The following is a 24971-nucleotide window of genomic DNA, read 5'->3' as shown; positions in this document are numbered from 1 at the left end:
CCGCTACCGTACTTAAAAAAATGCGCCGGACCCGGCGCATTTTGCTTTTAATAGCACGAAGAAACTCGCCAAAAATCAGTACGAATGGGTGGATGGTTTTGGCGTCTTGCTTCGTTATCGTTTGGAAACCCCGCCAACGGCGGACATTGAGGTGAAACAATGAAACGAACCCGTACCCTAACCGGCCTGCTGCTGGTAGCCGTGTGGCTGGCCGCCTGTGGTGGCCAGAGCACGGATGCGGCGATTGCCACCGGCATCGCCCAAACCTTGCAGATCAGCCAACTGGAAACCGCCGCGGCCAACAACAGCGGCCCCGCTACGGCGCTGCCGGAGAACACCGCCCAGCCGGAGGCTGACGCGCCGGCCGAGACGCCCACGCCCGGCGTGGCCTATGTGTCCGTTTCCACGGATACCCATTGCCGCTTCGGCCCCAGCCAGCACTACAAGCTGATCACCACCATCTTGGCCGGCCAACCGGTAGAGGTGCTCAAAACCTTTGCTGGCTCCGACTATGTGGTGGTGAAGAACCCCAACGCGGCCGGCGATTGCTGGCTGTGGCTGCGCTATGCCGACACCAGTGACTTTAGCGCCTACCAGTTGCCCACGGCCACCCAGCCGCCCACGCCCACTCCCACCATCACCCCGTCGCCCACCCCGTCATATGACTGGTCGGGCAACTGGAGCATCCGTGTCTACCACGGCGGCGTGGAGCGCACCGGTGCGATGAGCTGCTCGGTCAGCGGCATGAACCTGACCTGCAGCGCGGTCACCAACCCCGGCGCCTTCGCCTACTCATTCACCGGCACCATCGCCCCTGGCTACCAGACCGCCAGCGGCAGCTTCGGCGGCACGGGCAGCGGGGTTTGGGCCGCCAAGATCACCGCACTGGGCTCGCCGCAATTCATCGGCAACCTGGACACAGGCAGTTGGGAATTCTGCGGTACACGCTCCGGCGGTTACCCCAGCCCCTGCCAGTGGCCTTAAGCCGCGCGCAGCAATACCACAGAGGAACCTATGAAGACACCACGATGGGGCTGCGTGCTTTTGCTACTCGCCGCCGGGCTGCTCTCGGCCTGCGGCGGCCTGAGCACCGAAGCGGCGATCGCCACCGGCATTGCGCAGACCTTGCAGATCAGCGGGTTGGAGACCGCCGCCGCCGGTAATGGCGTGCAGGCGACCGCTGCGCAAGCTGCGCAGGACACTCCGGCGGCTGGAGCTGCAGACGCAGCCACCGCCACCGCGCTGCCCGAGTTGGGCACCGCGCTGGTTTCCGTGACGCAAGACACCAATTGCCGCTCTGGCCCCAGCGTGCAGTATCGTCTGATCACCACCATCGCCGCCGGCCAGCAGGTGCAGGTGCTCAAAACCTTCCAGGGTTCGGAGTATGTGGTCGTGCAAGTGCCCGGCGGCGCTGGTGATTGCTGGCTGTGGCTGCGCTATGCCACCAGCAGCGATTTCAGCGCCTACAACCTGCCGGCGGCCACCCAGCCGCCCACGCCAACCGCCACGCTGACGCCCACGGCCACCGCCACTCCGCTACCCAGCTTCGGTGGCGCCTGGACCAGCAAGACCGCCAGCGGGGCCAGCAACTACACCGGGGCGATCACCTTTACCCTCTCTGGCAACACGGTGACCGGTAGCACCCAATTTAGCACTTACTCCTACTCGTTCACCGGCACCCTGTCGGGGGATGGACAGCAAGTCTCCGGCACTTGGACGAGCAGCGTGCCCAGCAATGGCAGCTGGACGGCGCGCCTGCTCAACAACAACCAGTTCTCCGGCAACATCGGCAATGGCTGGTCGTTCTGCGGCTGGCGCAATGGCGCCAGCGAGCCGGGCAGTTGCCAGTGGCCTTAGGCTCTCGCCTACCGTCTGATCGCAACACCAAGGCGGCCCCTGCAGGGGCCGCCTTTTTTTGTGGCCGGCGTTTTCGCGGCGCGGCTGGCACGATTCTTGTATAGTTTTTGAGTATCTCTAACCTATGGAACGTACTATGAAACTATCTCGAAATCGTGTTTTGCTTTTGATGCTCACCAGCCTGGCCCTGGCCGCGCTGGCCTGCGTGCGCTCGGCGCCCCTGGGCACCAACGAAGATGTCAGCATGGCCACGGAGAAGGTGGCGCTCACCGCCGATGCGCAGATCCAGCAGACGCTGGATGCGCTGCTGGGTGCCGCCACCGTGGAAACCGTGGCCAGCGAGACCCCGCTGCCCAGCGCCACCGCCACCAGCGCCGCTCCGACGGTGATGGCTTCCTCCACCGCCACGCTCGAGGCGGCCCAGCTCACCGCGCTGGCCGCCGCGCTCACCCCGCAGGCGCCCAGTGCCACGCCGGAGGCCAGCCCCACGGCCACCACGCCGCCTTCCACCGCCACGCCGGCCTGCTATGCGGCGCGCTACGTCTATGACGAAACCTACCCAGACGGCACGCGCGTCGATCCCGGCCAGGCGATCTCCAAGACCTGGCGTCTGCAGAATGTGGGCACCTGTGATTGGCGGGCGGGCAAATACGAGCTGTTCTTCGTGGGCGGTGACCGTATGAATGGCTCCTCTCCGCTGACGATCAACTACAACGTGCCGGCGGGCGGCTACGCCAACTTCACCATCAACCTCAGCGCACCGGCCACGCCGGGCACCTATCATGGCGATTGGGTGCTGCGCTTCGATGGCAGCCAGCAGGTGGGCGTGGGCCCCGAGTTCAACTTGCCCTTCTGGGTTGAGATCGTGGTGCGCGGCTCCACCCCCACGCCGTAGGGTTTTACCCGGCGTTCGATTGCAAGACCAAGAGGGCAGTACCAATGTGCTGCCCTCTTTTGCTGCCGGCTGTCTTGCTCTTGGTTTCTTTTTACAGTAGAGTACAAGCCGATGAAACTGGCATTGGCCCTTCTGCTATGTCTTGGGCTGCTGGGCTGCAACCTGCCCACCAGCCCGCAAGCCGTGCCGCCCAGCCAGGCGGGCAGCGCGGACCTGCCGACTGCGGCGGAACCCAGCCCCACGCCGGCTCCCAGCTTTGACGAATACCTGGCGCTGGCGCAAGACGCTGCCAACGCCGCCGATTGGGCCGCGGCGATTGCCTATCTGGACGCTGCCCTGGTGCTGGATGCGCAAAGTGCCCAGGCCTATTGGCAACGCGGTGTGGCTCAGCAGTCTGCCCAGGCGCTGGATGCCGCCCTGCAAGACTTTGACCAGGCGCTGGCCTTGGCGCCGGATTGGGCCTCGGCCTACCAGAGCCGTGGCCTGCTATATATTCAGCGCGGCGATGCCGCTGCCGCCCTGGCGGACCTCAACCGGGCGATCGAGTTAGCCCCCACCTTTGCCCAGGCCTACCGCAACCGTGCCGCGCTGCAGCGCAGCCTGGGCAACTACACCGCGGCCAGCTTCGACCTGCAGGTCTACCTCAGCCTGGTGCCCAGCGCGCCGGAGCGCGCCAGCATTGAAGCCGAGATCGGCGCCATGCAGCAGCAGGCCCTGGCGCAAGCCGGCGCCGATGGCCTGCTGTTTACCGATGATTTCTCCAACCCGGCCAGCGGCTGGTATAGCAACGGCGGGCCGGAAACCCGCGCCGCCTATGAGCAGGGCGGCTACCTGTTGGAGCAAACGCAACCCAATGCGGTAGTGTGGGCCTTGCCTGGCCGCATCGTCAGTGATGTGCGCGTGCAGGTGACCAGTACCCGCACGGGCGGCGACGACAATAACTTCTTCGGCCTGCTGTGCCGCGTGCAAGGCACCGGCCAGACCGGCGATTTCTACGCCTTTCTGATCAGTAGCGATGGCTATTTTGGCATCTCCAAAAAGAGTGGCGATGCGTTGGAGCTGATCGGGCAGGAGATGATGCTGCGCCACCCGGCCATTCGCCTGGGCGGCGAGCCTAACCGCATCGAGGCGCTGTGCGTCGGGGAGCGCCTGGCGCTCTACGTCAACGGCGAGCTGGTGGCCGAGACCAGTGATGCCGAGTACGCCAGCGGGCAAGTGGGGCTGCTGGTGGGCGCACTGGAAGCGGGCGGCAGCCAGATTCTCTTTGATGATTTCGCTGTGTACAGCGCAGCACCTTGAGCGGATAACCACGAGCGTATAAAAAAGCCCCGCAGCTGCGGGGCTTTTTTTGCATTGTGATGTCAGTCAACCACTACAACGTCCTGGGCTTGCGGGCCTTTGTCGCTATCGCCGACAACAAACTCCACCCGTTGGCCCTCTTTCAGGGTACGAAACCCATCGGCTATGATCGCACTAAAGTGGACGAAAATGTCCCCCCCAGAGTCGCGCTCGAGAAAGCCGTAGCCCTTTGCGCTATTAAACCACTTTACCGTCCCCTTTTCCTTCTCTGCCATGCTGAAAAATCTCCTCTCCGATGTTGAAGCAAGGGCCAGCTCCCCAGCCGTACAGGCCCAGGACAATTCCTTTCGAAATTGTTTGGGTGGATTGTACATATGCGCCTTACCGTGTCAAGCACACATGGATTGGTAAAAATCCAGCATGGATTGGTAGGTTCTGGGAGAATAGGGCGAGTTTCTACTTACTGGTGACGAATGTTCTCAAAACTGCGTGAATTTTATATCCCGGTGTTGGTGCAAATTGCCTTGCCTTACATGCTGCTGGCCCTGGCCCTGTCTGCCGGGGCTACTTACATCACCACGCGGCTGATCGTGGATTCGGTGGAAGAGCGCTTTACCAACCAGCTCTTCGCCAGTGCCGTGCAGGTGGAAGACAGCCTGGTGCGCAAGGAAGAAGAGCTGCTGGCCGATCTGCGCCTGCTCAGCAACATCCAGGGCGTGGCCGCTGCGCTGCAAAGCAACGATGCCGCGCAGCTGCAGACCCTGCTGCTGCCCGTGGCGATCAACGACGGCGTGGAGTACCTGGGCGTGGTGTCCGCCCAGGCTGGCCCGCTGCTCAGCGCTGCCCTGGGCCCCAGCGGTTACCTGGGCATTGCGCCGCCCAGCGGGCTGCTGCAGTTGCCGCTGGTGACGGAGGTGCTGGCCGGGCGCGAGGACGCCGGCGGCGACAAGTATGCCCAAGTGCTGGCGCTGGAAAGCGGCGCGCACCTGGTGCTGAGCGGCCCGATCCGCCAGGATGGCGTGGTGGTGGGCGTGCTGCTGGTGGGCCGCAGCGTCGAGAGTCTGGCCGCCGCGCTGCGCGAGGAGAGCCTGGCGCAGGTGAGCTTCTATAGCGCCGATGGGCAACTGCTCGCCTCCAGCCTGGCACAACCACGCCCGCTCAGCAGCGCGCAGGCACAGGCGGTCAACCGCAGCGAGGACAGCGGCAGCTTGATCCTGCCCTTGGCTGAAGAGCGCATTACGTACAATGAATTGAACTCGGTTTGGGCGGTGCGGGATGGCCAGCCGGCGGGCATCGTGGGCGTTTCCCTGGCTACCAACTTTCTGGTGCAAGCCACCCAATTCAGCCGCACCAATACGCTGATCCTCACCATGGCGTCCTTGGTGCTGGTGATCCTGGTGGGGGTGTGGCTGGCCGGGCGCATCACCGAGCCACTCAGCCGTTTGAAGCGCGCCGCCCAGCGCGCCGCCGCGGGTGACCTGAGCGCCAGTGTGCCGGTGGATAGCAACGATGAAATTGGCGTGCTGGGGCGCTCGTTCAACCACATGCTCGGCAGCCTCAGCCGCTCGAAGCAGGAGCTGCTGGGCGCGTACGAGCGCACCATCGAAGGCTGGGCACGCGCCACGGATCTGCGCGACCACGAGACCGAAGGGCACAGCCGCCGCGTGGCCGAGCTGACCGTGGAGCTGGCGCGCCGCATGGGCCTGAATGGCGAGCAGCTGGTCACCATCCGCCGCGGCGCGCTGCTGCATGACATTGGCAAGATCGCCCTGCCGGATTCGATCCTGCTCAAGCCCGGCCCACTGACCGCCGAAGAGATCGGTATTATGCGCCGCCACCCTGAGCACGCGCGTAGTTTTATCGAACAGATCGATTTTCTCAAGCCGGCCTTGGCGATCCCCTACCATCACCATGAACGCTGGGATGGCAGCGGCTACCCGCTGGGTTTGAAAGCGCAAGAGATCCCGCTGGAGGCACGCATCTTTGCTGTGGTGGATGTGTGGGATGCGCTGACCTCAGACCGCCCGTATCGTAAAGCGATGGCGCGCGACGAAGCCTGGGCGCTGATTGCCGCGGGTGCCGGCAGCCACTTTGACCCGCAGGTGCTGGCCACGTTTCAGGAGATGATCGCAGGCTAGCAGCGGATGCCAAGTATGCAGATTGCAGTGGGGAGTATAGGTACGATATTGTTCACTGGTTCTACGACCGCGGGGACGATTTCATCCAATACCGGGGCTACTACAGGTGGCACTAATTCGGGGAGCACTTCATTAAGTACTTCGTTTACCACTTCGCCCACCGCGGGAAGGGCGGTAGAGATGCCGCCGCCTACGCCCGCGGGTGGCGTGCTGGTTTGGCTGCCGGCACTAGTGGGGGTGGCTTGGCCGGTGGGGGCGATGGCGCCGATGCTGCCGCTGGGTGCGGCGTTGGCTTGATCCTGCAGCACTTCGTTGTATAGCGCAGGGTCCACCGCCGGGAAGGCCAGTTGGGCTGCATCACGGCCGTAGTTGGCAAAGCGGCCGGGGCGCAGGATCAGCGGAGCGAACTCATCAATATCCAGCGCTCCAGCGCTGGCGATCTGGTAATTGACCCAAAGCGAGAAGAGCAAGACCACCGGCAGGATCCAGCGCAGGCGCAGCTCTGGTTGGCTGGCGGAAGTGCTCATGGATTATTTGTCGGATTGCGGCGTACTGAGAGCTTTCATAATGCTGTCGGACAAGCTGAGTGGCTCTTTACTGTTCAGCTCGATCGAGAGCGCCGGCCCTTCCTTGGCACCTACTTCCACCGAAACGCCTTCGCTGCCGCCAGTCACGCTCAGCGAGCCTCCCAACGCGGGAACCACGGGCACGACCAGTTGAATTTGCGGCTGCGGCGCAGCTTGCGGGTCTTGCTTGGGATTGTTGGTGATGATGTCGGTCAGGGCAGGCATAAAACTGAATACGTCGTCAACGGTGGAGCCGCTGGCTTCCAGCAGCGCTTCCACCTGTTGGCGCTGGGCATGCAGGGCGGTTTGCGTATTCAGTGCGTGGCTGGGCAGGCTTTCTACATCCAGGCGCAATACTTCCAATGAAGCCGCATAGGCGCTGAGAGCCTGGGGCACCTGCGCGCCCTCCACCGCCAGCAACTCTTCCAGGCGGCGTTGCGCTAGGCGCAGGTCGGCTTCCACTGGGTTAGGCTGCAGGGCGCGCCACACTTTCTCGCTATAGAGCTTGACGGGATGCAGCGGGTGACCGGGCAAGGTGGTTTGGGCCATCACGGTTGTGGCACTGGTCAGCGCCACAAGAATGGCCGCCATTCCGGCGGCCAGGCGCACCCACCCGCGTGGCGCGCCGCCGCGCCGGCGTGGCCGGGCCGCCATGTGCGCCAACAGCGCACTGCGGCCACGGGCGCGGAAGGCCGCGTCGGGCTCCGGCGCCACCTTGCAAATTTGTAAGGTGGCGGTAAGTAAGGGTTCTAACTCTGGGCGAAGGTGAGGGTATTGCGTGAGAGCCTCTTCGAGGCTTTTGCCCTGCTGCACCATGTAGATGGCATCGTCGAGGGCCTGTTCCAGGTTTGGCACTATGTCTCCATCAGTTTGGCCAGGGTCTGCAATCCTCGCATCTGCAGTGCCCGCACGGCCCCCTGACGTTTTCCTAAGACCTTGGCAACTTCTTCTGTGTCTAAGCCGTGAACGAGCTTAAGCGTTAAGACGTTACGCTGGTCTTCTGTCAGGCTGTTCATCAACCGCAAGATGGTTTCGGCCTCCAGCTTGATCGCCACGCCCTCCGAAACCGAATGGGGGTTACGATCACTAGCATTCAGCGCGGCTTCCAGCGGAGCCACTTCCTTGCGGGTGCGGTAATGGTCGATCACCGCATTGCGGGCAATGCGAAACAGCCAGGCTCGGAAGGGCAGCCCGCGTTGCTGGTATTTGCCCAACTTCTCCCACGCTCGCAGAAACACGCCGGAGGCAATATCCTCAGCGGTTTGCTGGTCTTCGACGCGTATGTAAATAAAACGGTAGATGCTGTCTACGTACGTGTCATAGAGCAAGGCGAAAGCCTGCTGATCGCCGTTAATCGCTTCGCTGACGACTTGCTCTTCGCGAAGAAGTTGTTTGGTTTTTGCCAATGGCGAACCGTTCCTAGTCTGGCTTGTAAAGTATATCCCAGCTACTTCCCTGTGCAGTAGGGCAGCGTAATACCCTGCACACGGGCTCGTTTTCAGCCCTACGACCAACCTGAACTGGAGGCTGGAGACATGAAGATACCTGCAAGCGCCCGAATCCGCTCTTGTACATTGGTACTGGTGCCTGCCCGTGCGGGCCAGGGGCTGGCATGCCGGCCGTGATCGCTGCCCAGGCCTGGGCTAACGAGGCGCCGCAAGTGGCCCTGTTTTTGCTGATCGTGGTGATCTTGTTGGGTGCTGGCCTGGCCGTACTGATGTCTCGCCCCCCGGCTTGATTCTGCGTTCGCTCAACCCAGTTGTGCGTCGACGGCTTCCATTAAACTGCTGACCCGATAGGGCTTGTGCAGCAGCCCGCTGAAGCCATTTTCTGAGAGGCCGGGTTGCAAGGCGGCGGCTGGGGTGGCGGTGCAGGCCAAAACGGGGATGCCATCCAGGCCCGGGGTGGCGCGCAAGCGGTCCAAAAAAGTGCGCGCATCAATATCGGGCAGCCAATAGTCGTAAACGATCAGATCAGGCTTGTGTTCGAACGCCAGGGCCAGCCCGGTTTCCCCGTTGGGCGCTATCAGCACTTCATGGCCGTAGCGGCGCAAAATTTGGGCGGCTAGCTCGGCGCTATCCGGCATGTCTTCAACCACCAAAATCTTCGGCATACTTTGAAATGACCCCAACCTTACATTGGAGTGAACTGTCTGTTTATCCTAGCATGCGCTGCAAGGGGCGGTACTAACAAATTTGTTAGACCGCGCCGCGCCCAGGCGCGCTATGCCCGGGCCACGGCGCGCATAGCTCAGATGATTGACAGGCCCGTTTTGCGCATGCTAGAATTTTTGCAGTGCTAGCAGTTGTCAAAAAACAGTTGGGTGTTCCACTGATCGACGAGCCATCGTCGGACCTCTAGCAACTATACGAAAGGAGGCTCCGGATCATGGCTGAACGGGTGACGGGTGAAGTCAAGTGGTTTAACGCCACCAAAGGCTTTGGCTTCATCAAACGTGATAATGGCGAAGATGTGTTTGTGCACTTTAGCGCCATCGTTGGCGAAGGCTACCGCTCTTTGGAGGAAGGCCAACGCGTCGAATTTGTTGTCGTCCAGGGCCAAAAAGGCCCCCAGGCGCAAGACGTAACCCCTGTACTCCCCTAATAGCAGTTCTCGTGCAAAAAAAAGCGGCGCCGAGGGCGCCGCTTTTCAGTTAACCCTCAGCCTTCGCCAGCCGGCGGGTTGGCCACCGGGGCGCTGCGGATCTCGCCAGCCAGCACCAACTGCTCCCACACATCCACCAGGCGCGCTTGAAACTGGGTGCCGCGGTTGCGCTGCAGGTAGCTCAGCGCTTCGGCCGTGCTGCGCGCCGCGCGGTAGGCACGGCCCGAGGTTAGCGCATCGAAGACATCGCTCACCGTCAGAATACGCGTCAGCAGGGGGATCTGCTCGCCTTGCAAATGATCGGGGTAGCCGAGCCCATCCAGGCGTTCGTGGTGCCAGCGAATGATGCCCAGCTCATCCTGCATGAAGCCCAGCCGTGCGCACATCTCGTAGCCGGCGATGGTGTGCTGCTCGATGGCGCGGCGTTCCTGCAGGCTGAGCGGGCCAGGCTTGCTCAGCACTGCATCCGGCACGCGCAGTTTGCCGACATCATGCACCACGCCGCCTTGCACCAGGGCGCGCAACTGCTCCGGGCGCAGATCGAGCGCCTTGCCCAGGCGCAAGGCGCCCTGGGCCACGCGGTGCTGGTGGCCGGCGGTGTACGGATCGCGCTGCTCCGTGGCGATGATCAGATTGCGCACCGCGTTGGACACCACCGCTTCCACCTGCTCGCCGGGGTTGCTGCTGAACAAACCTTGCAGCGCCAGCATCGGTTCGCCTGGGCGGCGGTATTGGCGAGCGAGCCCGGCCACGCAGATCAGCACGCACAGCAGCAGCAGTACATGGTAGAGCCACCAGCCCAGGTAGAAGGTCTCGCTGGTGGCGATGATGAACATCGCCACCGCCACCCAGCCGCCTGTGTAGGCCATCGCCAACTGGAAGGGAAACTTTGAGTAGCGGTACGATTGCCAATAGCGGTAGCCGGCGATCAGCGCCATGCCGATGGTCAAGCTGCTCAGGCCGATGCCCAGCGGCACCTCGCGCGCCGGCACCCAAGCCAGTAACTGCGGCTGCTGGATCGAAAGCACCCCCAGCGCCAATAAGCCCAGCGGGTATAGCAAGAGCAACCAAACCACATAGCGGGCCAGGCGCGTATTCAGCGTGTGGCTGCTGGGCAACGCCGAGATGAGCAGCCAAAAGCTGGTGGTGAACACAGCCAACTGGGCAGTGGCGCCTACCACCAAATTAGGCCCGAGCATGAAGCCGGGGGTGGTGAGCCCGTGCAGGCTGAACAGCGTGGCCAGCGAAACGAAGGCCAGCGCCACATAGATCACCTGCAGATTGCGCTGGCGTACGCCCACCATGCCCACGGCGATAGCCACGCCCAGTGAAATTGCTGAAATAATTGAAACCAGATGAAAGTGATGGCCAGGGTGCAGCAGATATACATCCGCCGCGGGAGCCAAAAAATGTAGATACGTATAAACAGCCAGGGCTGCGGTGACCCCAAGCAGCGGGTTGCGATAGGTCAACACGCGCTTGAGTAGCTTTGTGACTCGGCTCATAGAGCAGGCGCATTATAACAGCCGCATCCGCCGCACGCTGGGGCGCCGCCGTTATACTCAACGCATGCGAATGCAGCACGGCTTGCTAGCTCTCCTGCTATTGTGCGCCTGTAGCACCCCCGGCGCGGGGCGCGCTGCGCTGCGCGCCAGCCTGGGGCAGGCGGCCCGCGCCGCGGCAGCCCGCAGCGTCGCGCCCGTGCCGGCTGCGGCCAGTGCGCCGCAGGCCGCGCTTGCGCCGCAAGCTTCGCTTGCGATGCAGCCCACACCATCTCCGCGGCGCGATACTGAGCTGCCCTACGCCACTAGCGACCGGCCGGATGAGGTCAGCGGTTACCAGGTGCACTTCATCTATGCCATCCCGCAGGATGGCAAGGATGATCTGCTCGATGTGAACGGCGTGATCGAGCTCTCCGCCAACGCGCTCAACGCCTGGCTCGAAGCGCAAAGCGGGCGGCGCCTGCGTCTGGATACGTACGAGGGCCGCCTGGATGTTACCTTCGTGCAGTTGCCCTACCTGGCCGCCGAGATCAGCGGCACGCACCTGGCGGTCAGCGATCTGATCGAGAACTGGCTCAAGACACAAACCGGCGTGCAGCCCACCAAGCTGTATGTGGTCTTTTACGACGGTGTCTTCGCCACGCCGGAGGGCTTTTGCGGCCTGGCGCCGCTGCCGCCGGGCGGCCTGGGCCAGACGGCGTTCCTGCTCTTGCGCGGCTATAACCCCACCGTCGATGTAAGCTGCCCGCGCAGCTTCACGCGCTCCGCCGATTACACCGGCTTCTTCGAAACCGCTATCCTGCACGAGGTGCTGCACTTGCTCGGCCTGGTGGCCGAGTGTGCCCCGCATGTCGATGGCGGCCATGTCACCGACAACGCCCAGGATCTGATGTACTTCCGTTATGACGGCAGCTTCTCGCCACTCTACATGACGTTGGACTATCATCAAGATGATTACTTCAATCACGGCCTGCCCAACTGCCCTGACCTGGCGCGTTCGATCTTCCTGGAGCCATTGCCGGCGCACGCCGAGCTGCCGCCGCGCTGGGGCGATAGTATTCGTAATGTGCCGCCCAATCCGTTGGAACCTAAATGAACAAAACCCGCTTCGCGTCTTCCACCGGGCTGCTGATTCTGCCCGGAGTGCTGCTCACCCTGCTGCTGGGGCTGCCTGTACTGGCGCTGGTGCTGCAAGGCGCCACCAGCGAGGTGCTGGCGCGCCTTGGCCAGGCGCAGGCGCTGAGCGCCCTGCGCCTGAGCCTGAGCACCAGCGTGCTCAGCACTGGCCTGGCGATCTTCACCGGCACGCCGCTGGCCTTCGCCCTGGCGCGCTGGCGCTTTCGCGGCAAGGCGCTGATCGAGCTGGTCATCGACCTGCCGATCGTGCTGCCGCCCTCGGTGGCTGGGTTGGCGCTGCTGCTGGCCTTTGGCCGGCGCGGCCTGCTGGGCAGCCAACTGCTGGGCTGGGGGCTCAGCCTGCCCTTCACCACCCTGGCGGTGGTGCTGGCGCAGTTGTTCGTGGCTGCGCCGCTGTTCGTGCGCTCGGCGCGCCTGGGCTTTCTCAATGTCGATAAACAGCTCGAGGAATCGGCGATCACCGAAGGCGCCAGCAACTGGCAGCTCTTTCGCTATGTGATGGTGCCCACCGCCGGCACCAGCCTGATCAGCGGCGCGTTGCTGTGCCTGGCGCGCTGCCTGGGGGAGTTTGGCGCCACGCTGCTGTTTGCCGGCAACCTGATGGGCCGCACCCAAACCATGCCGCTGGCGATCTACGTCGGCCTGGAGAGCGACCGTGGCGTAGCGATTGCGCTGGCTTTGATCCTGCTGCTGGTCTCGGCGCTGCTGCTGGCGCTGCTACGCACCCTCGAGCGTAACTGGAGCCTGGGCTGAGATGGCGCGTGGTCGTTACCTGGGCCGCCTCAAGCTGCGCCCGCTGCCAGCGGAGTTGGCCCAGCAGTATTTGCTGCAATGGCACCCGCGCCAACTGGCCCTGCAGCCCGAAAGCTTCCCGCCGCTTACCTCGCCCGCCTTGTTTGGCAACGCCGCCCCGCTAGCGGTAGAGATTGGCGCTGGTTCTGGCGAGTATTTGCTCAGCCTGGCGCAGGCCGCCCCGCAAAGTAACTTTCTGGGCATCGAGATCTCTAACCGGGCGGCCCATGCCGCCGCCTGGGCCGCGGCTGAGGCCGGCCAGGCGAATATGAAGGTGCTGCGCGCCGATTTCAAGCTGCTGGCCCCCTTAGTAAGGCCGGGCGCCTGGCAGCGCGCCTATTTGCACTTTCCCGATCCACTGCTGAAGCCGGCGGACGCCCGCCGCATCCTGTTCGCTGCGCCCTTTTTGGATCTGCTGGCCCTGGCCTTGCCGCCGGGCGGCGAGTTGAGCGTAGTGAGCGACCAGGCGGCCTTCTTCGAGTACATGTTGGCGCTGGCTGAGGCGGATGAGCGCTTCGTCAAGGCGCACGCCGCCGCCTACCTGAGCGGCTTCAGCCCGCCGGTCAAATCACGCTTCCAGCGCATCTGGGAGCGCAAGGGGCGCACCCCGCGCCAGTTTGTGCTGCGGCGGCGCTAGGGAAACAAAAAGCGGCGCACAGGTGCGCCGCTTTTGATGGTGCCAGGCAGGAGCTGCCATGCCGCCGCTAGGCGGCGGGCTGATCCTTCTTCAGCACCGGCAAGCCGGTCTTCATCTCGGCCACCTGGTAGCCTGCGGGCAGGCTCTCCACGGCACCGTCCTTCACTTCCTTCGAGAAAAAGTACAGGGTGGTGGTGCCGCCGCTCTTGTTGGGCTTGGAGCGGGCGTGCAGGTAATACGTGGTGCCTTTTGAGTTGGTGAATGAGTACGCCATAATCCTCTCCTTTATGAGGGTTTGGGGATTTTTGCTACCGGCAATGTTGTTTTCCCGATGCTGATTAATTTTAACATTCGCACAGGGTAAGCTGCAACAAAACCAGAGGCTGAAATTCAGAACAAGTGTACTATGACTCTGCGCCCTCTGCCGGCTCTGGCGGGGCGAGTAGTGCCTCCAGCCGGGCTACGAAGCGATCGTGGTCGCCGCTCTCCAGCCCCTGGCGCGGGATGTACAGCATCTGGTCACTGTAGGTGAGCAGCCAGGTGCTATCGGCGCGGTGCTGGATCGACTGGATGTGGTTGACCGGGATGCGAGCGGCCTCGCCGTTCTGCTCGATCGAGAGGCTCTTGCCGCGCAGCTGCAGGGTGGTGAGCGGCATGTGCGGCCCGAAGAGCTGCTCGCGGCGCAGATAGACGAGAAACACATTGAACAGCGGCCCCAGCGTGAAGGCCAAGCCACGCCAGAAGACATACAGGCCCAGCAGCACGGCCAGCAGCCGCAGGAACCAGGCCGGGGTGCGGTCAAAGGTGAGCACCATGATCAGCGTGCCGAGGAACATCACCAGCGGGCCGCCGGCTACGCGGCGCAGGGTCTGCACGCCGCCGCTGTAGTAGGTGGCCAGGTAGTTATCGGCGAATTGGGCAAAGGTGGGCCGGTAGCTAACTTTCATGGCGGGGCAGCTCCGGTGGCTCGGCAATGCGCACGCCCAACACCTCGGCGCGGGCGGTTTCCACCCCGTGGGCCAGGATGCGGCAGTGTACATAGGTCTTGCGCCCCTCCACCCGGGTGACGGCGGCGCGCAGCTCCAGCGGCGCGCCATCCAGCGGGGTGGGCTTCAGGTAATCCACCTGCAGCGAGCCGGTGACGTAGGTGATCAGTGGCAGGCTGCCGATGGCGCGGCCCTCCTGGCGGTGGGCATGCGCCATCGCCAGGCCAATGCTGTGGCAATCCACCAGGGTGGCGATGATGCCGCCGTTGAGCACCCCTTTGTGCCCGGTGAAGTGCTCGGCCGGGGTGAAGTACGCCACGGCTTCATCGCCTTCCCAGTGGCTCTTGATGTGCAAACCGTGATTGTTATTGCGCCCACAGCCCCAGCAGTCGGCGCGGGCATCCAGGTATTGGTCTTGGAAGGGAATTGCGCTCATGCAGCTAGTGTACCGCTGCTTAGTGAGTGGTGACTTCGAAGGCATCCACCGGGTGGCTGCGCTCTTTGATCGGCAGCTCGCCCAGTGGTTTGAGCGTCACCTGGCCGGCCACCGCCGCGGCGGTCTCCGGCCCCAACAGGATGCGGTTGGGGCGCGCCAGGTTTTGCAACCCGGCGGCGATGTTGACCGCATCGCCCAGCACGGTGAGCTCCACGCGCTCCTTGGTGCTGACGTAGCCGGCCACCGCGTTGCCGGTGTTGATGCCGATGCCGACGTCAATGTAGCGCTCAGGCGTGCGGTAGCGTGCTTCCAGTTGGCGCAGGATCTCTTGCGCGGCGTGCACCGCCTGCAGCTCCGGCTGGCCTTTAGCCCCCATGCCGAAGACCGCCATCACGCCATCACCCAGATACTTATCCAGCAGGCCGTTGTATTGGAAGATGATGTCGGTTACGTCCTGGTAGTAACGTTCGAGCAACTGGGCGAAAGGCTGGCTGCCCATACGCTCGGCCAGCCCGATCGAGCCGGCGATATCGACGAACAGAATGGTCAGGCGCTGCTCGGCCAGGGTGGGCAGCTTGCCGCTGCGCAGGTAACTGCGCAGCAGGAATTCCGCCTCCACCGGGGCCACAAAGCGCTGCAGCAACTGGCGGATGCGCTGCTCTTCGCGCACGCGCTCCATCAGGCTGACGCGCTCAATCGTCAGCGCCGCCAGGTGGCCCACGGCCACCGCCAACTGCATATCGCGCTGGCCAAAGAAGCGCGTGCCGCGGCGGCTCTTGGAGATATAGATCAGGGCGATGGTTTGCTCCTGGCTCACCACGGGCACACACAGCAGGGTTTGCAAGTGCAGTTGGCGGCTGGCTTCTTCCAGCAGGCTGCGCGTCTGCGGTTCCTGGCTGGGCAGCAGCAGCGCGCTGCGCTGCTGGATGGCAGTATCGGCGATGCGGCGCGGGATGCCCAGCGCCTCGAGGCGCTCGAAATCCTGCGCCAGCACCACCTGGCATTGATCGGCCCCCAGGGTGACTTGGAGCAGGCGGCTGACTTCTTTGAGGGCCATCTCGACATCGAGAATGTTGTTGAGCTGCTGGATCACTTCGTAAAGCAGCACGGCATGGTTATCAAAGGATTCGAGCAGCAGCTCACGGCTGAAGGGTTGTACGCCACGCGCGGCCGGCTCCTCTTGCGGATCGCTGGCCAGTTGGGTCACCAGAATTTCATACAAGCCAATGCGCACGACATCGTTGGCGCTGAGCTTGAAATCAAAATTCTCAGTAATGCGGCGGCGGTTGATGTAGGTGCCGTTGCGGCTGCCCAGATCACGAATGGTGATGGTGTTGCCCTCGTCGTTGAGCTGGATCTCGGCATGTTGGCGCGAGGCGGCTTCATCGGCGATCAGGATGTCGTTATCCTGGCGGCGGCCGATGCTGTTGAGGCCGGGCTTGAGCAGATATTCGCTCGGCTTGCTGTCGGGGGAGCGCACGGTAAGGGTCCACATGGGCGAAGGTTGGCGGCCGGCTCCGCCCCGAAGCAAGCCGCCAAGTGGAGGCATTATAATCGCCGCGGTTTGGCCCCTATGAAGAAACAACAACAGAAAAACCGGCTGGGTTGGCGCCAAAGGCTGCTATGGGCGGTGCCCGGGGTGGCCCTGGGCTGGTTTGTGCTGGTGTATTGGTTGGATGCGTTGCAGTGGCCGGCCAGGCCACTGCTGACCGGTGTGGCCCTGGCCAGCCTGGCGGGTGCCTGGCTGAGCACCACGGCGCTGCCGCGCCTGGGCGCTGAGGGGTGGCTGGCGCGGCGGCGCAAGCTGCCGGCCAACACATGGGCGCTGGCGGCGCTGATCTTTGCTGGCTTGGTGCCCGTAGGCCTCATGCTGCAGGCCCAGGTGCGCGTGCCGGCCACGCACCGCCTCGAGGTGTGTGCCCCGCAGCCGATGTACGCCCCGTTTGTGATCCAAGGCATCACCCGCGAGGATGGCGTGCGCGTGATGCTGGCCGGCATCAAGGGCGATGACCCGTGGAATTTTTCCGGCGACACCTTGCTAACTCAACAGTCCGGCTCGTGCGTGCACTACGAGGCCTTCTTTAAAGGGGGCGTTGTACTCTCCTTGCAGAGTGGCCCGCAGGTTGGCCCGGCCCACATCGTGTGGGATGGGCAGGCACGCACCATCGCGCTGGACGAGCCGCTGCCGGGTAGCCGCGTGCTCAATCTGCACGGCAGCCACCCGCTGGGCATCAGCGTGCTGCGCCAGGCGCTGCTGTGGGCCGCCACGCTGGCACTAGTGGTGCTGGGCGTCTGCGTGGCCGTGGGGCTGGCGCTAGCGCTGCAGCCCGCCGCCGGGCGCGCTACGGCGGAGGCTGGCTGGCTGGTGTGGCTGGGCGCACTGGCGGCATTGAACCTGCTGGTGATGGGCGTGGTGGGGCGCAATGCGGCCCTGGCTGCCGATGATTTTTGTTATGCCATCTCCTCAGCTGAAGTGGGCGTGTGGCAGGGGACCTGGAATTTTTATACGCAGGCCAATGGGCGCTTGCTGGGGAACTTCCTGGGCATGCTCAGCGGTGGCCTTTCACCACAACAACAGTTCCCCGCTGAGGTGTTGCTGTATTTGGCGGTGTGGGTGGCGGCTTTGGCATGGGCCTTTCACGGCGTGCTGCACTGGCTCGGCGCGCGGCGCCCATGGGGCGCCGCACTGCTGCTGAGCAGCTTGAGCGTGCTGGTGACGCTGATCCTCACGCCTACTGTGGCGCAATCGCTGTATTGGCGCTCTGGCCGCGAGCCGCTGGTGGCTTCGTTGATCGTGGGCAGCGCCGCCTTGGGTGGCTTGCTGGCCCTGGGAGCGCGCCGCCCGCTGCGCCCTGGGGCGCTGGGCGGCCTGGTGCTGGGGAGCGCAGTTGCCGGCCTGTTCCACGAAGCCTATGCCGCCGCCCAAGTGGGCATGTTGCTGGCGGCGTTGGGCCTGGTGTATGCCTATCGCCGCCCGGCGCGCCGCGCCGCGGGCGGCGGGTGGCCGGCGGCGCTGAGCGCACAACTCTTTGGCGCGCTGGCCGCCTTGGCGGTGCATCTGTTTTCGCCCGGCACGGCGGCGCGCGGCAGTGTATTGGGGGCCAGCTTTGACCCGCTGCGCGTGGGCTATGGGGCGCTCTATGATACGGGCGTGCTACTGTTCGGGGATGCGCTCAACGGGCTGACGCTGGCCTTATTTGTGATTGGGCTGGTGCTGGCGGCGCGCGCAGTGGGCGCACGGCGCATGCCCGCGCCACGGCTGCGCGGCCTGAGCTTCGGCGCGGTCTTGATCCTGGCGGCCGGCGTGCTGAGCGCCAATGCCGTCGGCCATTACGCCTTGGATGGCTTGCCGGCGCGCACGGCGATCATCCCCACCTATTTGGCCGTGCTGATCGCGCCGCTGGCCGGCTTGCTCAGCGCGCCCTGGCTGCTGAAGCAGCTTTCCGGGCGCGGCCTGCGCTATGCCCAGCGCGCCGCGCTGGTGTTGTTGAGCATCGTGTTGCTGGTGCAAGCCAGCAGCAGCGCAGCCCTGTTGCCCGAGTACCAGCATTACGCCTTGTCGGTGCGCAGCTTCTTCGCCAGCCTGCAAGGTGCGCAGGCCGCAGCGCAGGGCACCGTGAAGTTGCGCGCCCTGCTGCCCAATCCCTACGGGGTGGCCGCCCCCGGCATTGAGGAGCGCAACTTCGTCAATGGCTGCATCGACCGGTTGAGCGGTGGGGCGGTTACTTTTGAGTAAGCGCGCCAAAATGAAGTAGTGCCGATGCGCGCAGCATGGCTTAGCCCCTTGCTCTTGGTGCCCCTGCTGGCTTGCCGCGCGCACACGGCCTCGCCAGCCACGCTGCTCCCCAGCGCCAGCCCGACGGCCGCCAGCACGCCCAGCGCGATGTTCGAGCGAACGCCCAGCCCAACGCTCAGCCCCGCAGCCAGCCCCACGCCGCGTTCTGTGCGCTCCTGCCAGTTGCCCAGCCGCGCGCACTTGGGGCTGGGCTGGCCGCGCTCGCCTGAGCGCTTGCCCAGCCTGGGCACCGTGCGCGCCGTAGTGCTCTTCGCCGATTTTGAGGATGCGCCCTCCAGCCGCAGCCCGCAAGCGGTGCTGGCCTTGCTCTCACCGCAGGCCGAGGACTTTCTGGCCGCGCAATCCTATGGGCGCTTTGCACTTCAACTCGAACCGCACTACACCTGGCTGCGCCTAAGCCAGCCAGCGGCGCACTACGGCGCCAGCCTGAGCGCCTACGCACCGCATTTGGCCTTTTTGCAAGAGGCGGTGGATCTGGCCGATGCGCAGGTCGATTTCTCCGGCGCCGACTTGGTGATCGTGCTGAGCAACCCGGATGCGGAGGCGATTGCCTACGGGCCAACCTACACCGGCTTTCGCAGTTCCGGCCTGCAGGCGGATGGCGTGATCATCGCCAATGGCATGACTTCGGGCCGTGACCTGTTGTATTGGGGTTGGATGTGGCTGCCGCACGAACTTGGCCACAGCCTGGGCCTGCCGGATCTGTACGCCTATGATGCGCCGCTGGATCAGTTCCCGTATTCCGGCGGCTATAGCCTGATGGGCAACATCTTTGGCTTCGCACCGGAGCTGAGTGCGCTGGAGCGCTGGCTGCTGGGTTGGCTGGCTGACGAGCAGGTGTATTGCCTGCCAGCAGGGGAGGCGTTGACCGTGGAGCTCACGCCGATCGAACGCCAGGGCGGCATGAAGGCGGTGTTGCTGCCGCTGGGCGCCGGCCGTTTGCTGGTGGTGGAGAGCCGCCGCGCCGAAGGCTATGATCACTTGCTGCCTGAGCCGGGCGCGCTGGTGTATGTGGTGGATGCTAATGTGGCCAGCGGCTATGGCCCGCTGGTGGTGTGGCCGCCGGCGCAAGAAGATGCCGGGCTGGCGCAGGCCACGCTGCAGCGCGGCGAGGCGCTGAACGTGGCCGGCTATACGATCGAGGTGTTGGCGAGCACGGCCGGGTACGACCGCGTGCGCCTGGCGCCTGCTACGCCGGGCGCACCCTAGCGGCTTACGCCGCCGGGGCCGCGGCGGGGCGCGGTGTCTCGGCTTCCAGTTGGAACTCCATCACCGTTTCCACTTTGACCAGGCGCCCCTGGTGGGCGCTGCAATGCTGCAACCACTTGCGCGCCAGTTGGCTGCTTTCGATGCGCGTGGTGGTGCACCCGCAGGCATACTGCTCCACGCGGGTCACTTCAACTTCGACTGAGCCTTGTGGCTTCATTGGCTTCTTTTTGTTGGCCCCCATACTGTTCCCCTGTGAGTCGGATTTCGTCGCTGCTGAGCAATGCCCGCCGGCCGATCTCGGTGAGCGGCTGGTACTCCTGCGGGTACAGCGCAGCCAGAATGTCGGCGGCAAATTCGCCGCGCCAATCGTGCTTGGCCACTTGGGCCAGGCGCATCATCAGCAAGGTGTCCGGCAGGTAGACACGGTCTTGCCAATTCTTGATGCTCTGGTAGCTCACACTGCGGCCGATGCTGTGCAAGGCTTCGCTCAGCTCATGTGCAAATTCACGCAGCGTGGCGGGCTTGTAGGATGTGCCCGCCAGAATGCGATATTGCTGCACAATGTGGGCGACGGCCTTTTTGTTGCGATGGGTGGTGTTGAGTGCGTGGCTGTTTTCCATAGAACGATTGTTCTATGATGATACTGAGGATGTGAATTTTTTTCAAGCGCAGTCAAGCCAATGTCAAGGCGCTGGACACCGGCGGCGGGGATGATGCAGTGGGCGCGTATAATCCACGCCAATGCGTAGCGCCATACTCTCCGCGCGGTGGTGGCTGTGGGCCAGCCTGGTGCTGGTCTTCTTCGCCGTGCGCTGGCCCGGCCTGGGGCGCTACGTCACCATTGACGAAGTCTTCTGGCTGACCCAATCAGCCAAGTTGGCGGTGGCGGTGGAGCAGGGCGATTGGCACGATACCGGCCTGGCCGGGCACCCTGGGCTCACCACCGCCTGGGCGGGCGTGCTGGGGCTGCGTGCGCGCCTGCCAGATTTCGCTAGCGATCCACCCGAACAGATCACAGATTTTCATGTGCGCACCGCCTTCCGCCAGGCGGGCTACAACCCGGTGCAAATTCTGGCGGCGGCGCGCCAGGTGATGGTGCTGGCTAACACGCTGGTGTTCGCCGCGCTGGCCTGGTATCTGCTGCGCGTGTGGGGTGGCTGGCCCGCCGCACTGGCCGGCGGCCTGCTGGCCTTGGATCCCTTCCTGATCGCGCACCAACGCTTGCTGCACCAAGATGGGCTGATGGCCGGGCTGGTCTTGCTGGCGCTGCTGGCTTTCACCTGGCACCAGCGCACAGGCCAGTTGCGCCATGCGGCCGTTGCCGGGCTGGCGGCGGGCTTGGCCTGGCTGACCAAATCGCCCACGCTGCTGTTGGGGCCGTGCATCCTGGCGCTGGCCGTGTGGCAGGCCTGGCGCCAACCCGCCGCGCGGCGCACGGTGTGGCGCGGCGTGCTGGTCTGCGGGCTGGCGGCGCTGTTGGTGTACGTAGCCTTGTGGCCCAAGATGTGGGTAGCGCCGCTGGAGGCGCTCGGTGAGGTGTGGAGCTATGCAGCCGAAACCGCCAGCGGCGAACACAGCGGGCCGATCTATTTCAATGGCCAGTTGTATCCCAATGGGGAGCTCGGCCTGGCTTCGGCCTACTTCTATCTATATACGTTTTTATGGCGCGCCACACCGCTGGATTGGCTGGGCGTGCTGGCGGCCGCGGCGGCCCTATGGGCCTGGCGCCGCCAGCCGCCGGAGCAACGCCAGGGGCTGGTCGCGCTGCTCGGCTTTGCGGCGGTGTTTATCCTCGCCATGAGTGTCGCCGCCAAAAAATTCGATCGCTATATGCTGCCGGCCTACGCCGCGCTGGTGCTGTTGGCTGGCTGGGGTTTGGCGGCGGCTTTGCGCCAGTGGCGCGGCGCCCGCTGGCGCCCTTTGGCCGCCGCGGCGCTGCTGCTCGGCGCGCAGGCCTTCTGGGCGCTGGGCGCCTTCCCGTATTACCTCAACTTCTATAATCCGCTTCTGGGTGGCACTGCCGCTGCGCAACATGTGATGCTCTTGGGTTGGGGCGAAGGGTTGGACGAAGCGGCCAGCTTCCTCAGCCGCCAGCCGGATGTGGGCACGGCCCGCGTGGCGGCCTGGTACAGCAACGCCTTCAGTTTTCAAAGCCCGCTGGCGGTGGACGATATTCCCATCGCCGCGCAGCTCAGCTCGGCGGAATTGCAAGCCACGCTGGCGCACGACTACCTGGTGATCTACGTTCACCAATGGCAACGCCACACCCCGCAGAATCTGCTGGATGCGCTGGCTGATTTGCAGCCGGTGTATACCCTGGTGCTGGATGGAGTCGACTACGTGCGGGTGTACCAGCCCTAGCGAGGGCTAGGCGTGGCTATCCCACAACGGTTCTTGGATCTGGCGCTGCAAATTTTCATAGCGCGCCATCACAAACAACGCATCCGATAAGCGATTGACATAGGTTACCGATTCAGGGCGCACTGCATCTTGGCGCGCCAGGGTTACCAGGCGGCGCTCGGCGCGGCGGCATACGGCGCGCGCCACCTGCAAGGTGGCTGCGCCCAGGCTGCCGCCGGGCAGAATGAAATTCTGCAACGGGCCGAGCTCGGCGTTCATTTCGTCGATCAGTACTTCGAGCGCGGCCACATGGCGCGCCTCGATGCGCGGCACCTTGAATTCTTCGGCTTCTTCGGGCGGGAAGGAGAGATCGCTGCCGAGGTGGAACAACTGGTTTTGGATCGCCGGCAGCACTGCGGCCAGTTTGGCGCACAGCCCCTGGGCCAGCGCCAGGCCGATGAACGAATTCAACTCATCCACTGCGCCGTAGGCGCGCACGCGCGGGTGATCTTTGGCAACGCGCTGTTTGCTGCCCAGCGCGGTGCTGCCGTCATCCCCCGTCTTGGTATAGATCTTGGTCAGGCGTGGCATGCCCGCATTATAGCGCGCGGCACGCGCCGCAGCGGCCAGCTATAATCCTCGCCATGCGCGCCGACATCGCTGCCTATGCAATCCTGAGCCGTTGGTTGGTGCTGTTGGCTGCCGCGGCGCAACTGGCGCTGACGGGCGCCGGCGTGCTCACCATTCCGCTCTTGCTGGCCCTGGCGGGGCTGTGGAATGCCTGGCTCAGTGTGCGTTGGCTGCAGGGCCAGCGTTGGCGCCAGCAAACCGCCATCGAACTCATCGTGGATTTCGCCATCGCCCTGGCGCTGTTTTACTTCAGCCGCACCGTGCTGGGTCCGTTGGTGTGGATCGGCGTGCTGCCGGTGCTGCGCGCGGCCTGGTCGCTCGGCCTGGGCGGCGGGTTGGCGGCCGGCTTGGGCAGCGCTGCGGCGTTTGCGGCGCTGGCAGCCATCGATGTGCCCGTGGCGCAGATCCCCCTGCGTATGCTTTTGCCCGCCCTGGCTTTTCTGGCCGTGGGCAGCATCTTAGGCTTCCTCGGCCGCCAGGCAGATTTTGCGCTGCAGGAGCAGCACGAGATGGCCGAATACAAGCGTCTCGAAGCTACCCAGCGCCAGCGCGAGCGCAACGAAGCCCTGTTTAACATCACCCAACAAATGAATGCCAGCCTGGTGTATGAACAGGTGCTGGAAATTGCCCTAGATGCTGGCAGCAAAGCTTTGATGGAGAGCCACGAGAATGTGGCGCGCACGCTGGGCGGCGTCTTGCTGTTTGACGAAGGCGGCCTGCGCCTGGCCGCCGGGCGCGGCCTGGCGGCACAGGACATTGGCCGTGTACTGCCGGGGCAGGCCGGCGCGCTGGCTGAGCTGCTACAACATGGCGAACCGCGCCAAGTGCCCAACCCGCTGGCCGATGAAGAATTGAAACTGCTGGCCGGTTTGCACAATACGCAGAGTGTGTATGCCCTGCCGTTGGTGGCCGGCTTGGATCTGTTCGGCGTGCTGTTCTTTGCGCACCCGGATGCCGATTTCTTTGACCCAGAACGTTGTGAACTGGCTGGCTTGATCGCCCGCCAACTGATGAGCGCCCTACAAAACGCGCAGCTCTACGAAGCACTGACCGAAGAAAAAGAGCGCATCGCCCACTTGCAGACGCAAGCTCGCCAGCAGTTGGCGCGCAACCTGCACGATGGGCCCACCCAGAACGTGGCCGCGCTGGCGATGCGCATTAACCTGGCCCGCCGCCTGCTGGCCAAGGATCCGGCCGCTGCCGGCGAGGAGCTGTTCAAGATCGAAGATCTGGCGCGGCGCACCACCAAAGAGATGCGCCATATGCTCTTTACGCTGCGCCCGCAGGTGCTGGAAACCGGCGGCCTGGGCGCCGCCCTGCAAGACCTGGCTAAGCATGTGCAGGAAAGCTACGGCCTGGCTGTAGACGTACAGGCAGACCCGGCGGCCGAGACGCGCATGGATCAAGGCAAGCAGACCCTGTTGTTCTCGATCGTGGACCAGGCGCTGACCTATGCTCAGCGCCAGGGCCAGGCACGCCATGCCCGCGTGCAGTTGGCGCCCCTGGATGGCAGCATTACCTTGCTCACCGTGCAGACTGATGGCCCCGCGCCGGAAGGCAACGCCGACGGTGAGCTGGATATTCTGCACGAGCGCACCAACCTGCTCAACGGCGTGCTGCGCATGGATAAGCAAGCCGAAGGGGGCATGCAGCTGCGTGTGTGGGTGCCGCTGAGTGAGCAGGCCGCTGAGCGCCTGCGCCGCGGAGAGCTGTGAGCACCGCACCGGCTGCCGCCCCGCGCAGGCTGCGCATGCTCGGTGCGGTTTGGCTGGTGCTCTTTCTGCTCTGGCTGCCGTTTGAAGATACCCAGCTTACCTTCCCGTTAGTACTGGCGTTGGATTTGTGTGTCTGGCTGGCGCTGCGCATGTGGCCGTTTTGGTCTACACTGGGCCGCGTAGCGGCTACGCTGGTGGCCGCCGCCTGGTTGGCCAGCGCGCCAGTGCTCACGCTGGGGCTGATGGTGTTCAAGAGTGGGGTGCATGCGCACGGGTTTCCTGATTTCGCGCTGCGCCAGTTTGCCGCCGTGCTCACCGCGCTTCCGCTGTGTGCATTGCTGGGTGGCTTGATGGGGCTTGGTGCTCATATCTTATTGATGAAGAAATGATGGTCTAAGGGGGCTGAAGGGGCAGTAGGCCGCATCTCGGGAG

General features: G+C 64.2%; 27 protein-coding genes. 14 read left to right on the top strand and 13 right to left on the bottom strand.

Features of this window, described 5'->3' with window-relative positions:
- The first annotated feature begins 159 nt into the window (after positions 1-159).
- The 4 genes from KF821_09760 (at position 160) to KF821_09745 (ending at position 4051) form a co-directional block, all read left to right on the top strand.
- Complete coding sequence (locus KF821_09760) at positions 160-984, top strand: hypothetical protein (GenBank protein MBX3006095.1); 825 nt, start codon at positions 160-162, stop codon at positions 982-984.
- A gap of 30 nt (positions 985-1014) precedes the next feature.
- Positions 1015-1857, top strand: coding sequence for a hypothetical protein (locus KF821_09755; GenBank protein MBX3006094.1), 843 nt, complete (start codon positions 1015-1017; stop codon positions 1855-1857).
- A gap of 136 nt (positions 1858-1993) precedes the next feature.
- Complete coding sequence (locus KF821_09750) at positions 1994-2752, top strand: hypothetical protein (protein ID MBX3006093.1); 759 nt, start codon at positions 1994-1996, stop codon at positions 2750-2752.
- 111 nt (positions 2753-2863) lie between these two features.
- A complete protein-coding gene (locus KF821_09745; protein ID MBX3006092.1) occupies positions 2864-4051 on the top strand; it encodes a tetratricopeptide repeat protein in 1188 nt (395 codons plus the stop codon).
- 62 nt (positions 4052-4113) lie between these two features.
- Here the strand turns inward: KF821_09745 and KF821_09740 are convergent, their stop codons facing one another.
- Positions 4114-4326: a cold-shock protein gene (locus tag KF821_09740; GenBank protein MBX3006091.1), complete on the bottom strand. Its 213-nt coding sequence runs from the start codon at positions 4324-4326 to the stop codon at positions 4114-4116.
- Positions 4327-4524: 198 nt separating this feature from the next.
- On the opposite strand from KF821_09740, the gene KF821_09735 reads away from it, so the two are divergent.
- Positions 4525-6189, top strand: a complete 1665-nt coding sequence (locus tag KF821_09735) for an HD domain-containing protein (protein ID MBX3006090.1) — start codon at positions 4525-4527, stop codon at positions 6187-6189.
- Here KF821_09735 and KF821_09730 read toward each other — a convergent pair.
- The 4 genes from KF821_09730 to KF821_09715 all read right to left on the bottom strand — a co-directional run bounded on the left by KF821_09730 (position 6186) and on the right by KF821_09715 (position 8868).
- Positions 6186-6716: a hypothetical protein gene (locus KF821_09730; protein MBX3006089.1), complete on the bottom strand. Its 531-nt coding sequence runs from the start codon at positions 6714-6716 to the stop codon at positions 6186-6188. The two genes, KF821_09735 and KF821_09730, sit on opposite strands and share 4 nt — an antisense overlap.
- A gap of 3 nt (positions 6717-6719) precedes the next feature.
- Positions 6720-7610, bottom strand: coding sequence for a hypothetical protein (locus KF821_09725; GenBank protein MBX3006088.1), 891 nt, complete (start codon positions 7608-7610; stop codon positions 6720-6722).
- Complete coding sequence (locus KF821_09720) at positions 7610-8161, bottom strand: sigma-70 family RNA polymerase sigma factor (GenBank protein ID MBX3006087.1); 552 nt, start codon at positions 8159-8161, stop codon at positions 7610-7612. The genes KF821_09725 and KF821_09720 overlap by 1 nt, the downstream gene beginning before the upstream one ends.
- 344 nt (positions 8162-8505) lie before the next feature.
- Positions 8506-8868, bottom strand: coding sequence for a response regulator (locus KF821_09715; protein ID MBX3006086.1), 363 nt, complete (start codon positions 8866-8868; stop codon positions 8506-8508).
- Between the two features lie 275 nt (positions 8869-9143).
- Between KF821_09715 and KF821_09710 the strand changes: the two genes are divergently transcribed.
- Positions 9144-9359: a cold-shock protein gene (locus KF821_09710; GenBank protein MBX3006085.1), complete on the top strand. Its 216-nt coding sequence runs from the start codon at positions 9144-9146 to the stop codon at positions 9357-9359.
- Positions 9360-9415: 56 nt separating this feature from the next.
- On the opposite strand, the gene KF821_09705 is transcribed toward KF821_09710, so the two are convergent.
- Positions 9416-10864, bottom strand: a complete 1449-nt coding sequence (locus tag KF821_09705; protein ID MBX3006084.1) for an HD-GYP domain-containing protein — start codon at positions 10862-10864, stop codon at positions 9416-9418.
- Between the two features lie 64 nt (positions 10865-10928).
- Between KF821_09705 and KF821_09700 the strand changes: the two genes are divergently transcribed.
- Genes KF821_09700 through KF821_09690 form a run of 3 tightly spaced genes read left to right on the top strand, consistent with a single transcriptional unit; the run spans position 10929 to position 13427 of the window.
- Positions 10929-11957 carry a hypothetical protein gene (locus KF821_09700; protein ID MBX3006083.1) on the top strand — a complete coding sequence of 343 codons (1029 nt, stop codon included), beginning with the start codon at positions 10929-10931 and terminating at the stop codon, positions 11955-11957.
- A complete protein-coding gene (locus KF821_09695) occupies positions 11954-12751 on the top strand; it encodes an ABC transporter permease (GenBank protein MBX3006082.1) in 798 nt (265 codons plus the stop codon). The genes KF821_09700 and KF821_09695 overlap by 4 nt, the downstream gene beginning before the upstream one ends.
- Position 12752: 1 nt before the next feature.
- Positions 12753-13427 carry a hypothetical protein gene (locus tag KF821_09690; GenBank protein MBX3006081.1) on the top strand — a complete coding sequence of 225 codons (675 nt, stop codon included), beginning with the start codon at positions 12753-12755 and terminating at the stop codon, positions 13425-13427.
- A 67-nt stretch (positions 13428-13494) separates the two neighbouring features.
- Here the strand turns inward: KF821_09690 and KF821_09685 are convergent, their stop codons facing one another.
- The 4 genes from KF821_09685 to KF821_09670 all read right to left on the bottom strand — a co-directional run bounded on the left by KF821_09685 (position 13495) and on the right by KF821_09670 (position 16344).
- Entirely contained in the window at positions 13495-13701 is a 207-nt protein-coding gene (locus KF821_09685) for a hypothetical protein (protein MBX3006080.1), read from the bottom strand.
- A gap of 130 nt (positions 13702-13831) precedes the next feature.
- The gene (locus KF821_09680; GenBank protein MBX3006079.1) at positions 13832-14374 is read right to left on the bottom strand and encodes a hypothetical protein; all 543 of its coding nucleotides are present in this window, start codon (positions 14372-14374) and stop codon (positions 13832-13834) included.
- Positions 14364-14849 (bottom strand): PaaI family thioesterase, encoded by a 486-nt coding sequence (locus KF821_09675; GenBank protein MBX3006078.1) that lies wholly within the window; start codon positions 14847-14849, stop codon positions 14364-14366. Before KF821_09675 ends, KF821_09680 begins: the two co-directional genes overlap by 11 nt.
- A 19-nt stretch (positions 14850-14868) precedes the next feature.
- Positions 14869-16344, bottom strand: a complete 1476-nt coding sequence (locus tag KF821_09670) for an FHA domain-containing protein (GenBank protein ID MBX3006077.1) — start codon at positions 16342-16344, stop codon at positions 14869-14871.
- A 78-nt stretch (positions 16345-16422) separates the two neighbouring features.
- On the opposite strand from KF821_09670, the gene KF821_09665 reads away from it, so the two are divergent.
- Positions 16423-18585 carry a hypothetical protein gene (locus KF821_09665; GenBank protein ID MBX3006076.1) on the top strand — a complete coding sequence of 721 codons (2163 nt, stop codon included), beginning with the start codon at positions 16423-16425 and terminating at the stop codon, positions 18583-18585.
- A 24-nt stretch (positions 18586-18609) separates the two neighbouring features.
- A complete protein-coding gene (locus KF821_09660) occupies positions 18610-19854 on the top strand; it encodes a hypothetical protein (protein MBX3006075.1) in 1245 nt (414 codons plus the stop codon).
- A 4-nt stretch (positions 19855-19858) separates the two neighbouring features.
- On the opposite strand, the gene KF821_09655 is transcribed toward KF821_09660, so the two are convergent.
- Positions 19859-20071 carry a hypothetical protein gene (locus KF821_09655; GenBank protein MBX3006074.1) on the bottom strand — a complete coding sequence of 71 codons (213 nt, stop codon included), beginning with the start codon at positions 20069-20071 and terminating at the stop codon, positions 19859-19861.
- Positions 20043-20474, bottom strand: coding sequence for a hypothetical protein (locus tag KF821_09650; protein ID MBX3006073.1), 432 nt, complete (start codon positions 20472-20474; stop codon positions 20043-20045). The genes KF821_09655 and KF821_09650 overlap by 29 nt, the downstream gene beginning before the upstream one ends.
- Before the next feature lie 121 nt (positions 20475-20595).
- Between KF821_09650 and KF821_09645 the strand changes: the two genes are divergently transcribed.
- Positions 20596-22215 (top strand): glycosyltransferase family 39 protein, encoded by a 1620-nt coding sequence (locus KF821_09645; protein ID MBX3006072.1) that lies wholly within the window; start codon positions 20596-20598, stop codon positions 22213-22215.
- Positions 22216-22221: 6 nt separating this feature from the next.
- Here KF821_09645 and KF821_09640 read toward each other — a convergent pair whose 3' ends face one another.
- Complete coding sequence (locus tag KF821_09640) at positions 22222-22785, bottom strand: cob(I)yrinic acid a,c-diamide adenosyltransferase (GenBank protein ID MBX3006071.1); 564 nt, start codon at positions 22783-22785, stop codon at positions 22222-22224.
- Between the two features lie 53 nt (positions 22786-22838).
- Between KF821_09640 and KF821_09635 the strand changes: the two genes are divergently transcribed.
- Entirely contained in the window at positions 22839-24539 is a 1701-nt protein-coding gene (locus KF821_09635; GenBank protein MBX3006070.1) for a GAF domain-containing protein, read from the top strand.
- Positions 24536-24928, top strand: a complete 393-nt coding sequence (locus KF821_09630; protein ID MBX3006069.1) for a hypothetical protein — start codon at positions 24536-24538, stop codon at positions 24926-24928. The genes KF821_09635 and KF821_09630 overlap by 4 nt, the downstream gene beginning before the upstream one ends.
- Positions 24929-24971 lie beyond the last annotated feature (43 nt).

The organism is Anaerolineales bacterium (genome assembly GCA_019637755.1).
Classification (GTDB): domain Bacteria; phylum Chloroflexota; class Anaerolineae; order Anaerolineales; family UBA11579; genus JAMCZK01.
Note: the sequence above shows the minus strand (reverse complement) of the source record. Positions and strands in the feature narration are given on the sequence as shown.